The following is a 14,246-nucleotide window of genomic DNA, read 5'->3' on the forward strand; positions in this document are numbered from 1 at the left end:
GCAAAGCAGACGATTAAAAGATTATGGAGGAGATAAAACATGTTGAATTATCAAAGATATAAAAGAGTACCGGTAGTCAGCTATCCGGAGAGACAATGGCCGTGCAATGAGATTAAGAAGGCGCCGATCTGGTGCAGTGTTGACTTAAGGGATGGTAACCAGGCCCTTACGGAGCCCATGGTTGTGGAAGAGAAGATCGAGATGTTTGATCTCCTGATCCGGTTGGGCTTTAAGGAGATTGAGGTCGGTTTTCCGGCAGCGTCCCAGATTGAGTTTGATTTCTTAAGGCAGCTTGTGGAACGTAAGCTGATTCCTGATGACGTGGTCATCCAGGTTCTGGTCCAGTGCAGGGAGCATTTGATCAAGAGGACCTTTGAAGCCCTTCAGGGAGTTAAGAAGGCGATTGTACATATCTACAATTCCACTTCAACTCTTCAGCGGGATGTGGTTTTCAACAAGGGAAGAGAAGAAATCAGGGATATCGCCGTAAAGGGTACGGAATGGGTGAAGCAATATATGCAGGGCTTTGACGGAGAAGTGGTTCTTGAATATTCGCCGGAAAGCTTTACTGGAACAGAACTGGATTTTGCCTTGGATATTTGTACGGCAGTCCAGGAAACCTGGGGTGCATCACCGGATAAAAAAATTATCTTCAACCTTCCTTCCACCGTGGAAATGGCAACTCCTAACGTTTATGCGGATCAGATCGAATGGATGAACACTCATTTCAAGAACCGTGACAGCATTATTTTAAGCGTTCACCCCCACAATGACCGGGGAACCGGAATCGCAGCGACAGAACTTGCCCTGCTGGCAGGAGCCGACCGGGTGGAAGGCACGCTTTTAGGAAACGGCGAACGGACCGGGAATGTGGATATTTTAACAGTCGCATACAACATGTTCTCTCACGGAATCAATCCGGAGCTTCATATTGAGAATATTCGTGAGATCGTTGACATATATGAGCGCTGCACCAAGATGGAAGTGGAGCCAAGGCATCCATATGCAGGAAAGCTTGTTTTTACCGCCTTTTCCGGCTCCCACCAGGATGCCATCAACAAAGGCATGCAGGCCATGCGGGATAGAAAGAATACTTACTGGGAGGTTCCTTACCTGCCAATCGATCCATCGGACATCGGCAGGCAGTATGAGCCTATCGTACGGATCAACAGCCAGTCCGGCAAAGGCGGCGTAGCCTTTGTCATGGATACCTTCTACGGCTTCAAGCTTCCAAAGGGTATGCATAAAGAGTTTGCTGACGTGATCCAGGCGATTTCCGAAAAGCAGGGTGAGGTTGCTCCTGAGCAGATCATGGAAGAGTTTAAAAGCAACTACTCGGAGAAGAAAGAGCCTATCCATTTCCGTAAAGCCCAGATTACGGAAGCAGAAGATGATACAGCGTTCTCCACAGCTGCAAAAGTCCGCTACACCGATCACGGCGTAGAGAAAATCTTTGAAGGCATTGGAAACGGACCTATTGATGCGGTACAAAAAGGGCTGGAAAAAGAACTTGGTATTGAGATCAGGGTTCTGGACTACTACGAGCATGCTCTTACTTCCGGTTCCGGAGCACAGGCGGCTTCCTATATTCACCTCCTTGATGTGAAGACAGGAAAGGCTACCTACGGTGTGGGAATCAGTTCCAACATTACAAGAGCTTCTATCCGCGGAATCTTCAGCGCGGTAAACCGGTTATTCTATTCATAAAATAAAGGGGTCAGCCTTTGATAAAAGGCTGACCCTGTTTTTTATGTTCTGGCGGAAAACCATATCAGATTTTCGCAGTTGACTCCCTGATCACCAGTTCTGCGTCCAGGATTAGTGATTTTGGGGAACTTAAGGGGTTTTCCATCATTTCTAACAGCATCTCACAGGCAGTATATCCAAGCTGCAGGCGGGGCTGATTGACCGTTGTGATGGAAGGGCAGGTCATTGTGGAAAATTCGATGTTGTCAAAGCCCACCACCATGATATCCTTTGGCACATTGAGCTTAAAACGCTTTGCGGCCCGGATGACGGCAGCCGCAAATATATCGGAGGCTACAAAGAAGGCGTTGGGCCTTGGCTCGCTGTTTAATAAACGGCAGATGGCGGCGTAAGCCATCTGATAGTTGATCTCCGGTAGCTGTATGATCCAGTTTTGAGGGACAGAGATTTCCGCCTTTTTTAAGGCGCTCAAATATCCTTCCTGCCGCTTTACCGCATATTTAAAGCTTAGAGGGCCGTTGATCAGGGCGATTTTATTGCAGCCGCAATTACTGAGGTATCCGGTGGCAGTCTCCGCTGCAGAAAAGTCGTCAATGCTGACATAGGGGTATCCTGCGGCGTCTTCGTTGTATTCGCAGCACTGCACCAGAGGAGTGATGGCGCGTATCTGTTTCAGCTGCTCCTCCGATGCCCGGTTTAAAAGGATGGAACCGGCGGCGTTGACCCGGTGAAGCAGATTGCAGAAGTTGCGGATAGACCCGCGGTCCAAAGGAGATTCATTGATGAGAAGGTGGCAGCCATGGGCCTTTGCTGAGACTCTGGCTCCCTTTATGACCTCCTGATAGAAAACATTTTCAATTCCCGGAATATTCAGAACGATCAGCGGCTGTTCTTCTATGGATGGCGGACTGGTGGATTCAAAGGCATATCCAAGAGCGGCCATAGCGTTTTCCACACGTTTAGCAGTATCTGCCTTGACCTGCTCCCTGTGGTTTAACACACGGGACACGGTGGCCGGTGAAACGCCTGCCTGTCTGGCAATATCTTCTATTGTGATTTTTTCCTGTTTCATTCCCTTGCTCTTCCTTTGTTCGTTATTTCCTTTGTTTATATCATGAGATAGGATGATTGTAAATAAGAAGTTTTCAAAGTTATGAAAAGTTTTCAGAAAAACAAGAGGGAGATTGTGCAAAATGTTTATAATATCACAATAGAATCTAGATATAACATGGAAAAACTATTAATAACGCCCAAAAACTTGAAAAGAAAGCATGGAAATGTTAAAATCACCTTGAAAAAATGAAAGAAATGAAAAGCATTATGAAAACCAACCGGAAGAGAAAGAGAGGAATCTATGAAGGTAGGAATCATTGGGTGCGGAAGGATCGCACAGACAAGGCACATCCCTGAATACGGGGCGCATCCCGGAGCCCGGATTGCAGGCTATTATGATTTCAATGAGGAACGGGCAAGGGAGCTGGCTGCAGTTTACGGTGGAAACGTATATGATTCTGCAGATGCAATGCTGGCTGACCGGGGAATTGATGCGGTGAGCATTTGTACGGCCAATCATACGCACGCGGAAATTGCCATCAAGGCCCTGCGGTCGGGAAAACATGTGCTGTGTGAAAAGCCCATGGCGGTAAGCCTTGAGGAATGTAAAGCAATGGTGCATGCGGCGGCGGAAAACAACCGGCAGCTGATGATCGGACAGAACCAGAGATTTGCCAGGGCACATGTAAGGGCTAAGGAGCTTCTTTTGGAAGACGTGATCGGAACAGTCCTCACCTTTAAAACCACATTCGGGCATGGGGGACCGGAAACCTGGAGCATCGATAAGGGACCAAACAGCTGGTTTTTTGATAAAGGGAAAGCTGCCATGGGAGCCATGGCTGACTTAGGAATTCATAAGACGGACTTGATCCAGTTCCTTCTTGGCCAGAAAGTGGTGGCTGTGACCGCTCAGATGCTGACCCTTGATAAAAGAAATGAGTCAGGAGAGCTGATCAGCGTAGATGACAACGCCATCTGCATCTATGAGATGGAAGACGGTGCCATAGGAACTATGACAGCAAGCTGGACCTATTACGGCAGGGAAGATAATTCCACAGTTCTGTATGGAACCAAGGGAATCATGAAGATTTATGACGATCCGGATCATTCCATTTCCGTGGTTTTAAAAAATGGGGAGCAGATCTTATATGACATCGATAAGATACAGACTAATGACAATCAGACAAAATCCGGGATCATTGACGCATTTGTGGATGCTCTGGCGGCGGGAACGGAAGTGCCGGTCAGCGGGGCTGATGTGTTAAGCGCCATGGAAGCCGTATTTGCCTGCCAGGAGTCCAGCAGGGAGAAACGAAGGATCGTCATCAGGGAAAAGGGGGAAAGGACATGAAACTGGGATTTGTCAGCGCGATTCTGACTGAATGGACCTTTGAAGAAATGATCGATACGGCGGCAGCCATGGGTTTCCAGTGTGTGGAGGTGGCTTGTTGGCCCCAGGGAAAGGCAGAACGCAGATATGCGGGAGTCAGTCACATTGACGTGGCCGATTTAACAGAAGAAAAGACGGAATACATACGGAACTACTGCAAAGAACGGAATGTGGATATTTCAGCCCTTGCTTTTTATCCCAACGTAATGGAAGAGGATGAGGAAAAAAGGCAGGCAAATATTTCCCATCTTATGAAGGTCATCGAAGCCAGTGCCGTTCTGGGCGTTCATCTGGTAACCACGTTTATCGGCAGGGACCAGACAAAGACCGTGGAAGAGAACTTAGAACTGGTGAAAGAAATATGGCCGCCGATCCTTGCACATGCAGAAGAAAAAAAGGTACGGATCGCCATTGAGAACTGCCCTATGCTCTTTGATAGGGAGCAGTGGCCGGGCGGGCAGAATCTGATGTCAACGCCGGCGATCTGGGAAAAGATTTTTGAAATCCTGCCCAATGAAAACCTTGGGATCAATTATGACCCCTCCCATTTTGTATGGCAGATGATGGATTACATTAAGCCTCTTTACCAGTTCCGGGATAAGATCTTTCATGTCCATTATAAGGACATTAAACTATATGAGGATGAGTTAAAAAAGGTGGGGATCATGGCATATCCCCTGGCTTATATGTCGCCAAAGCTTCCCGGCCTTGGGGATGTGAACTGGGGAAAATATGTCAGCGCATTAACGGATATCGGTTATGATGGGTTTACCTGCATTGAAGTGGAAGACAGGGCGTTTGAAGGCACCAGGGAGAAGATCCTTGACAGTCTGAAGCTGTCCAAGAAATATATGGACCAGTTTATCATTTAAATTAAGGCAGTAAAACTGCTTTGATAGAGAAGGAAAATGTAGAAGGAGGAAACAGTAATATGAAAAAAGCAGCAGCAATTATTTTGGCAGCATTGGTGGCGGTGGCAGGAACTGCATGTTCCCAGGTAAAGCCGGCAGACACCACAACAGCGGCGGCAAAGGCGGAGACAACGACAACGGAAGAAGCTGTGAAAGAAACAGAGGCGGTGAAGGAAGGCACTCATATTTATGTCCTTACCGTTCCTGAGGATCATGGCTGGACCGGTTCCGTGGCTACCTTTGCGAAAAAGAAGATCGAAGAGGTAAACGGAAATGGCACTTACACAGCGGAGCTGATCACCTCAGCCAATGCGGCGGAGCAGATCCGGAACATCGAGGACATCGTTTCCAAGGGAGAAAAGAACATTGCAATGGTTATCCAGCCGATTGATGATACGGTGCAGTCCGCCATTCAGGGCGTGATCGACGCAGGAATCCCCTATGTGGCATTTGACAGGATCATTGACGGCGTGTCCGGCAAGGCCGTGTCCAATGTAAAAGGCGACAATTCCGGCATCGGTGCAGGCGCAGCCGCTTATTTTGTTTCCCTGGGACTTACACCGGGAGAGGCTATCTATGTTTATGAAGGCGATACTTCTTCCGTAACCACACTGCGTGATGAAGGCTTTACCAAATACTTAACAGGGGAACTGGAATTCGGCGGAGAAACGATTGAAGCAGATAAGATGTGGACCAAGGATGATTTGAAGTCCATTACATACTCCGGCGCAATGAACTGGAGCCGTTCAGACACAAAAACATCTTTTGAATCCCTGATGGGAGACAGCAAAAATGCCAAGACCAAATGGTTTTATGCAGAAGATGACGAGCTGGCCATGGGAATCTTAGAGGCCCTTTCCGGCGGCGGAATTGACGAGGCAACCAAGGAAACCTTCCTTTCCGGCAAACCCGTTATCACCGGCTGCGGCGGCCTTGATGAGCTGTATGAAGTACTTCGGGGGAAAACTTATCAGGATATCGCATCAAAATGCGGCGGCATCATGTCAGTAACTTACAGCCCGTCCATGATTCAGACAGCCATTGAAGACATGGTTGATTATCTGGATGGAAAACAGGTGACCCAGGATCATGTGATTGCCTGCGAGAATGTAACATCAGATAATGTAACTGAGTACCCATCCTTCTAGAGAAATAGTGGTCTGAGGGACAAAGGGGGCCGTTCATCGCTTAAGGAACGGCCCCTTTTATAAAACTGGAGGTTGAGATATGAGCTTATTGGAAATGAATGGGATCAGCAAGGCGTTTAACGGAGTTCAGGTATTAAAGGGTGTCCGCTTAAAGGTCGAACGGGGGGAGGTCCATGCCCTGCTTGGGGAAAACGGGGCGGGGAAGTCGACCCTGATGAACGTGCTGACAGGAGTATTTCCCAAAGACAGCGGAACCATTGCATTTGACGGAAAAGAAATCGATACCATCACCATCAGACAATCGGAAGAATTGGGAATTGCCTTTGTCCATCAGGAATTAAATCTGTTTAACGATTTAAAGGTCTATGAAAATATTTTTTTGGGGAAAGAATACCAAAACAGGCTGGGAAAGCTGAACAAACGAAAGATGATGGAAGAAACGGAGAGGTTGTTCCATGAGTTGGGGGTTGACATAAATCCCTGTGAACTGGTGGCGAATTTAAAGACCAGCCAGAAGCAGATGCTGGAGATCGCTAAGGCACTGTTCTTTAAGGCAAAGCTGCTGATCCTGGATGAACCTACCACTTCCCTTAATAATGAAGAAGTAAAGCATTTATTCGGCATTGTCAATCATTTAAAAAAGACAGGAACCTCCTTTATCTTTATCTCACACAAAATGCCGGAGATTTTTGAACTGGCTGACCGGTATACGGTATTCCGGAATGGAGAATTCATCAGTGACGGAGCCATAGGGGATACGACTCCGGAAGAAGTAACAGGGCTTATGGTAGGAGAGAATTATTCTGCCGCAGAGGTCTATGAGAAGAGAAAGCCCGGAGAAGTGGTGCTGGAGCTTAAGGATTTTTCAGGGCCGGGATTTGAGCTTGTGTCCCTGCAGGTCAAAAAAAGCCAGATCATCGGGCTGACCGGGCTTCAAGGATCCGGAAGCAGCGAGCTGATGCAGTGCATGTTTGGGGTTAGGCCGGCCACATCAGGAGAAATGACGGTCAGGGGCAAAAGGGTGCCCTCCCATTCCATCCACAAAGCCATGGAGTCCAAGATTGCCATGCTGGCTTCTAACCGGAAGGAAAATTCCGTCATCCCGGATATGAATTTACTGGAAAACATGTACCTTGCGGAACATACCCTGTCGGCAAACAGGCCCCACATCCAAAAACGGAAGGAAGAAGAACGGTTTGAAAGGTTTAAGGCCCTGCTCAATATCAAAGCCAGAAGCAGCTCGGATTCCATTCTGTCTTTAAGCGGCGGAAACCAGCAGAAGGTGTTTATTGCCCGATGGCTGAATACGGATGCGGATATTCTGTTGTTTGATAATCCCACCCAGGGTATCGACGTAGGGGCAAAGGCTGAGATCTACAAGCTGATACTGGAAATGGCGAAAAAGGGAAAGACGATTCTCATCAATACCCTGGAAATACCGGAGATCCAGAAGGTGGCTGATTTCTGCGCTGTTTTTTACAACGGAAGAATGATCAAAATTCTGGAGCACGATGAAATCAATGATACTACGGTTATGCTATATTCTACAAATGCCGTGAACCAGGAAATAGGAGGATAAAGAAATGAAGGCAGGAGAAAAGAGAAACGGAGTGTCCCTTGGTGTTTTCTCCAGATGGTGCGGGGAATTCAGTTTTATCATCGTATTTGTACTGATCTTTATGGTATATGCCCTGACCAGCAACGGGCTGACCTGGAGCGGTACCATGAATATTTTCCGCCATTCGGCAGTGGTGGGAATCATCGGGCTGGGAATGGGCCTGGTATGCATGACCGGGGAAATCGATTTATCGGTGGGTTCCATGCTTGCCTTAAACAGCGGGTTGTCAGTGATTGTGTTTAATATCACGGATCATATTCTGGTAACTTTATTGTTTGCCCTTTTATTCGGCGCTGCCTGCGGCCTGATCAACGGCCTGTTGGTGGGATATGTAAAAATGCCGGCTTTTATCGTCACATTGGCGACCATGCTGATTTTCCGTTCCTTTGCCCAATATATTTGCCAGCATATCGATAAGGCTCTGGCAGGAGGCGGGAGCAGTGTATACCGTATGATCAAGGAGTTGTCCTCTTACCAGCCGTTTTACGGCCTTGGGAATGGAAAAATCTTTACTGTTCCCATCGTGGGGCTGATCCTGATTTTAATGACCGCATTATTTGTTTACATAACTACCAGCACCAAGTACGGAAAAAAGGTTTATGCAGTAGGAAGCAATGCAAAAGGGGCCCAGATGGCAGGGATCAATGTAAGTCTTATGAAGGTGTCCGTATTTGTTCTTGGGGGAATCCTGACAGGGCTTGCCTCATTTTTATGGGTGGCCATGAATGCCTCCTCTGACCCGGCTACAACCGGAAACAGTTATGAAATGTATGCCATTGCGGCAGTCGTATTAGGCGGCATCAGCATGTCCGGGGGAAAGGGCAAATGTCTGGGAATCCTATTTGGAGCCATGTCCTATACCATCATTGACAAGATCATCGTTGCACTTAAGATGGATTCTCTGATCAATGATGCCATCAAGGGGATCATCCTGATTCTGGTGATAGTGGTGCAGATCATAGGGCCAAGGATCAAGGAAAAGGTCACAAGGCATAAATAATCTGTCTTATGAGCCTTATTGGCTATGACAAAAGAGAAGGAAGGGAATTTGGTGATCGTACCAGAAGGGGAAACTGGTATCATCACCAAATTCCCTTTTTCCGTACAGCCGTATGCTCCCGGGCATTTTCCATGAAACCTGGGATTTTGTAATAGAATTTACTTTTCCCGGTGACTTTAGTATAATGGAGACAGTTTATAACCTAGACAGGAGAATGAAACCATGAAAAAATATGATTATGTGCTGGTGGGCAGCGGTCTTTATTCCGGTGTATTTGCGTATTTGGCCGGGCAAAAAGGGAAAAAGTGTCTTGTGGTAGAGAAACGGAACCACATCGGAGGCAACATTTACTGCGGGGAAATAGAAGGGATCCACGTACACAGTTACGGAGCCCATATTTTCCATACCAGCAATCGGAAAGTCTGGCAGTTTGTAAATGAGCTGGCGGAGTTCAACCGTTATACCAACAGCCCTGTGGCAAATTTCAAAGGTGAGATGTATAACATGCCCTTTAATATGAATACCTTCAGCAAGATGTGGGGGATATCCACCCCGGCAGAGGCAAAGGCTATGATCGAAGAGCAGAAGTCTTCCGTTACCAGGGAGCCTGAGAACCTGGAGGAGCAGGCGATCAGCCTTGTGGGAACGGATATTTATGAAAAGCTGGTAAAGGGGTATACGGAAAAGCAGTGGGGCAGGGACTGTAAGGAGCTTCCGGCCTTTATCATCAAGCGCCTTCCCGTGCGTTTTACCTATGATAACAACTATTTTAATGACTTATACCAGGGCATCCCCATCGGAGGATACAATGTGATCATGGAAAAGCTCCTTGAAGGCTGTGACGTGGAAACAGGCGTTGATTATCTGGAAAACAAGGAGTATTATGACGGGCTGGGAGAGAAGGTTATATATACAGGGACCATAGATGGTTACTATGGATACCGGTACGGCAAGCTGGAATACAGGAGCCTGCGGTTTGAAACAGAGGTCGTGGATATGGATAATTACCAGGGGGTAGCTGTGGTAAATTATACGGACAGGGAGACACCTTATACCAGGATCATCGAGCACAAGCATTTTGAATTCGGGACCCAGCCAAAATCCGTTATTACCCGGGAATATTCGGTGGACTGGAGTGAGGGTATGGAGCCCTATTATCCGGTTAATGATGAAAAAAACCAGAATTTATTCCTTAAATATGCTGCACTGGCTGAAACAGAAGATCAAGTGATCTTTGGAGGACGGTTAGGGGAATATAAATACTATGATATGGACAAGGTCATCGAATCAGCCATGAGCCGGGCGGAAAAGGAACTGGGGTAAGCCTGCTTACAGGCGAAGCTGTTTACTTTTTATGTCGGATATAGTACAATACTACGGAACCAGGGCTGGAATTTTATGCCCTGGAACGTGGGTCAACTGGAGGAATCTATGAACGTTGTATACGCTTCCAACGATAATTATGCCAGGCATCTGGCCGTATCTCTTTATTCCCTTTTGGATCATAACAGGGATATGGGAGACATTCACATATATGTTTTGTCCATGAGCCTCTCCGGAGAGACGAAAGAGCGGCTTAAGTCCGTGGCAGACGGGTTTGGACGTGAGCTGACGGTCGTAGAGCTGGGAAATTTAAAGGAGCGCTTTTCCTATGATGTGGATACGGGCGGCTTTGATTTAAGCATTATGGCCCGGCTTTTCATAGGAGAAGTTCTCCCGGAGGAAACAGACCGAGTGCTGTATTTGGACTGTGATACAGTGGTGCTTTCCTCTTTAAAAAGGCTTTGGGAAACGGATTTGAAGACTTATCTTTTAGGTGCGGTGATGGAGCCTACCATATACCCTTCTATTAAAGAAGATATCGGTCTTTTGCCGTCGGAGCCTTATTATAATTCCGGCGTCCTTCTCATTGATATGAATCGCTGGAAAGAAGAAAACGCCCAGAAGCTGCTCCTGGATTTTTACTGTTCCAAGGGCGGCAAGCTGTTTGCAGGGGATCAGGATACCATTAACGGAGCTTTAAAGGGGAGGATAAAGCCCTTATCTCCTAAGTATAACTTTTTTACCAATTACCGCTATTACCGGTACAGCCATCTGGTCAGGCTGTCTCCTGTTTATGGAAAGCTTGGTTTAAAAAGATTTAAAGAAGCAAAGAAGCATCCTGCCCTCCTGCATTTTATGGGGGATGAAAGGCCCTGGAAAGAGGGGAATTTAAACCATTACCGAAGGGCTTACGACCATTATCTTTCCCTCACTCCATGGGCAGGAACGCCTAAGGAAAAGGGAAGCCGCCTTTATATGGCCGCCTATCATATGATGGATTATGCTACCTTTTTATGTCCGCCTGTGAGGGACTTCGTTAGCGCCAGATTTGGTATGCAGGTGATCAATTCCAGAAAGGGTTCTTAAAGAGGAGCAGATATGAACATTAGCTGTATCATTCTTAATTATAATGACGCGGAAACAACCATAAGCCTGGTTAATTCCATGGTAAATTATGAAATCCTGGATTCCATTGTGATCGTGGACAACTGTTCTACCGATGAGTCCGCCTCAAGGCTTCAGGCAATTGCCAGAGGAAAGGTCCATTTTATCTCCACGGAAAAGAACGGGGGATACGGCTATGGCAATAATCAGGGAATCCGGTATGCATATGGGTCGCTTCACGCTTCCCATGTGCTCATAGCAAATCCTGATGTAAAGGTAACAGAGGAATGCATACAGGCCATGAAGGACTCCTTTTTAAAGATAAGCCGGCTGGGAGTTGCGGCGGCAGTTACCAGGGATGGGACAGGAAAGGTAGCGCTGTCGAGCTGGCGTCTTAATAGCCTTTTGGGAGATATTTTAGATACCGGCCTTATTACCAGGCGGATTTTTGCCCACTGGCTGAATGACAGGCCGGAATTAAAGACGGATTTTGGAAAGGAGCGGTACGTTTATGTAGATGCCGTGCTTGGATCTCTTTTTATGGCAGATATTCATGCCTTGATGGAATGCGGTCTTTATGATGAAGAAATTTTTCTATATTATGAAGAAAAAATTCTGGGATTTCAGCTGAAAAAGAAGGGGTACGGGACGGTGCTTCTCTTAAATCAGTCTTATGTACACCTTCATTCTGTGTCCATTAATAAGAATGTGAAATCTATTTTAAAGAAGCAGGCACTTCTTCATAAGAGCAAGCTTCACTATTATAAAAAATATCTGGGGATCAACCGGATTCAGGAATGCCTGGTAAGGGCTTTCCTGGCTTTTCTTATGGCTGAAATCTGGTTTCTGACTAAGATCGTGGGATTGTCCTGGTAGGTTTTGCCCAAAAGTTTGGGTTAGAAGAGGAAAGGGGGAAAGCGTATGGTGTCGGTGCTTCTGGCATCCTATAACGGAGAAAAATATATACGGGAACAGCTGGATTCCATTCTGAGCCAGACGTTTTCCGATTTATCCATCGTGATTTCCGATGACCTTTCCACAGACAAGACCCCTGCCATTATCCGGGAATATGAAGAACAATATCCTGGCCGGGTGAAGTGCCTTAGGAATAGTAAAAGATCCGGCAGCGCCCAGAATAACTTCTTCCGCCTGCTGACGTCGGTGTCTGATGATTATGTCATGCTTTGTGACCAGGATGATGTATGGCTTTCAGATAAGGTGGAGGTCACTTTGAGGGAAATGAAACGGCTGGAGACTGAATGGGGGAAAGAGATCCCCCTGCTGGTCCACGGAGACTTATCCGTTACCGATAAGGCGGGCCGCATTCTTCACAAATCCATGGCGGATTTCCAGAAGATCGGGGTTCATGACAACCGGTTCAGTCATTATCTGGTTGAGAACAACATCACCGGGAATACGGTCATGGTCAATAGGGCATTTATGCGGTTCCTGGCTGATGTTCCTGAGGAATGCGTCATGCATGACTGGTGGCTGGGACTTTTGGCAAGCTGTTTTGGAAGGATATCCTACATTGACCGTCCTCTGGTTTTATACCGGCAGCACGGGAAAAACCAGATGGGATCTAAAAGCGGCAAGGAGCAGTATGCAGAGCGGGTCCAAAATCAAGACGCAGTCCGGGAAAATTACAGGAAAATGTTTGTGCAGGCACAGACGTTTCTAAAGCTCTATGGAAATGAGATGTCCCAGGAGCAGAGAGCGGTTCTGGAACATTTTGTCGGACTGTCCGGAAAAAACAGGGCGGAAAAGATTTACACTATTTGGAAATACAAATTAATGAAAAGCACCCATATGCGGACGCTGGGCCAGATGTTTTCCATCTGACCGGGAAATGGAGGATAAAGCATGGACAACAAAGAGGATATATTAGTGACGAGGGCTTCCATGCCTTCCTATGAAGAATTTATAGAAGAGATCAAGCCGATCTGGGAAACGGCCTGGATGACGAATATGGGAGAATTTCATGAGAAACTGATGGAGCAGTTAAAGGAGTACTTAAAGGTACAAAAGCTTCTTCTGTTTGTCAACGGACATATGGCTCTTGAAATGGCGCTGCAGGCCATGAATCTGTCCGGCGAGGTGATCACCACCCCGTTTTCTTTCGCTTCTACCACCCATGCCATTGTGAGAAATAATCTGACTCCGGTATTCTGCGATATCCGTGAGGAGGATTATACCATTGATCCGGATAAGATTGAAGCGCTGATTACGGAAAAGACCACCGCCATTTTACCGGTTCATGTTTATGGAAATATCTGTGAAGTAGATAAAATCGAAAGAATCGCGAAAAAACATAATTTAAAGGTAATTTATGATGCTGCCCATGCCTTTGGTACAGAGGTAAATGGGAGAGGGATCGGAACCTACGGAGACGCTTCCATGTTCAGTTTCCATGCCACAAAGGTGTTTAATACCATTGAAGGTGGGGCTGTGACTTTCCAGGATCCGTCCCTGGAGATTTTGCTCAATTATTTGAAAAATTTCGGAATCACCGGCAAGGAAACCGTGGAATACATCGGCGGCAATGCAAAGATGAATGAGTTTCAGGCGGCTATGGGTATCTGTAACCTTCGCCATGTGAATGATAACATTGTAAAGCGCAGACTTGTGACAGAACGGTACCGGGAACATTTGACGGGAGTTCCTGGGATCCGCCTGATGAGCGCCAAAGAAGGGATCCGCCAGAATTATGCTTATTTTCCGGTTGCTTTTGACGGCTTCTCTTTAACACGAAATGAGGTATATGAGCTGCTGGCCACTCATCATATCTTTGCAAGAAAGTATTTTTATCCTCTGATCACTGACTTTGAATGTTATCGGGAGCAGTTTTTAAATGTACACCTTCCCGTGGCAAAAAAGGCGGCGGACAGCGTACTGACCCTGCCCTTATATGCAGAACTTTCCCTGGATCAGGTCGACCGCATCTGCGCCATTATTTTAGGTGCCAGATAGGATGAAAGGAAGCGTCAATAAG

At 46.8% G+C, this 14,246-nt stretch carries 12 protein-coding genes; 11 read left to right on the plus strand and 1 reads right to left on the minus strand.

All coding sequences use genetic code 11. The annotated features are described in order from the left end of the window. The first annotated feature begins 39 nt into the window (after positions 1-39). Positions 40-1,707 carry a 2-isopropylmalate synthase gene (gene leuA / locus AC27IJ_RS24475; RefSeq protein WP_312441339.1) on the plus strand — a complete coding sequence of 556 codons (1,668 nt, stop codon included), beginning with the start codon at positions 40-42 and terminating at the stop codon, positions 1,705-1,707. Between the two features lie 64 nt (positions 1,708-1,771). On the opposite strand, the gene AC27IJ_RS24480 is transcribed toward leuA, so the two are convergent. Further along, positions 1,772-2,779, minus strand: coding sequence for a LacI family DNA-binding transcriptional regulator (locus tag AC27IJ_RS24480; protein WP_312503990.1), 1,008 nt, complete (start codon positions 2,777-2,779; stop codon positions 1,772-1,774). A 282-nt stretch (positions 2,780-3,061) separates the two neighbouring features. Between AC27IJ_RS24480 and AC27IJ_RS24485 the strand changes: the two genes are divergently transcribed. From AC27IJ_RS24485 to AC27IJ_RS24530, 10 genes are all read left to right on the plus strand, one after another. Continuing rightward, entirely contained in the window at positions 3,062-4,111 is a 1,050-nt protein-coding gene (locus AC27IJ_RS24485; protein WP_487151189.1) for a Gfo/Idh/MocA family protein, read from the plus strand. Then, positions 4,108-5,022 carry a sugar phosphate isomerase/epimerase family protein gene (locus AC27IJ_RS24490; protein WP_487151191.1) on the plus strand — a complete coding sequence of 305 codons (915 nt, stop codon included), beginning with the start codon at positions 4,108-4,110 and terminating at the stop codon, positions 5,020-5,022. Before AC27IJ_RS24485 ends, AC27IJ_RS24490 begins: the two co-directional genes overlap by 4 nt. Before the next feature lie 59 nt (positions 5,023-5,081). Beyond that, a complete protein-coding gene (locus AC27IJ_RS24495; protein WP_312441345.1) occupies positions 5,082-6,209 on the plus strand; it encodes a substrate-binding domain-containing protein in 1,128 nt (375 codons plus the stop codon). A gap of 79 nt (positions 6,210-6,288) precedes the next feature. Next, a complete protein-coding gene (locus tag AC27IJ_RS24500; RefSeq protein WP_487151193.1) occupies positions 6,289-7,788 on the plus strand; it encodes a sugar ABC transporter ATP-binding protein in 1,500 nt (499 codons plus the stop codon). Between the two features lie 4 nt (positions 7,789-7,792). Continuing rightward, the gene (locus tag AC27IJ_RS24505) at positions 7,793-8,827 is read left to right on the plus strand and encodes an ABC transporter permease (protein WP_312503998.1); all 1,035 of its coding nucleotides are present in this window, start codon (positions 7,793-7,795) and stop codon (positions 8,825-8,827) included. 222 nt (positions 8,828-9,049) lie between these two features. Continuing rightward, entirely contained in the window at positions 9,050-10,150 is a 1,101-nt protein-coding gene (glf, locus tag AC27IJ_RS24510; RefSeq protein WP_487151196.1) for a UDP-galactopyranose mutase, read from the plus strand. A gap of 108 nt (positions 10,151-10,258) precedes the next feature. Then, positions 10,259-11,236 (plus strand): glycosyltransferase family 8 protein, encoded by a 978-nt coding sequence (locus tag AC27IJ_RS24515; protein ID WP_312441351.1) that lies wholly within the window; start codon positions 10,259-10,261, stop codon positions 11,234-11,236. 12 nt (positions 11,237-11,248) lie between these two features. Then, the gene (locus AC27IJ_RS24520) at positions 11,249-12,130 is read left to right on the plus strand and encodes a glycosyltransferase family 2 protein (RefSeq protein WP_487151198.1); all 882 of its coding nucleotides are present in this window, start codon (positions 11,249-11,251) and stop codon (positions 12,128-12,130) included. A gap of 45 nt (positions 12,131-12,175) precedes the next feature. Next, positions 12,176-13,096, plus strand: a complete 921-nt coding sequence (locus tag AC27IJ_RS24525; protein ID WP_487151200.1) for a glycosyltransferase family 2 protein — start codon at positions 12,176-12,178, stop codon at positions 13,094-13,096. Between the two features lie 21 nt (positions 13,097-13,117). After that, positions 13,118-14,224 carry a DegT/DnrJ/EryC1/StrS family aminotransferase gene (locus tag AC27IJ_RS24530; protein WP_312504002.1) on the plus strand — a complete coding sequence of 369 codons (1,107 nt, stop codon included), beginning with the start codon at positions 13,118-13,120 and terminating at the stop codon, positions 14,222-14,224. The last annotated feature ends 22 nt before the right edge of the window (positions 14,225-14,246 follow it).

The organism is Lacrimispora sp. YZC11, from assembly GCF_057543815.1.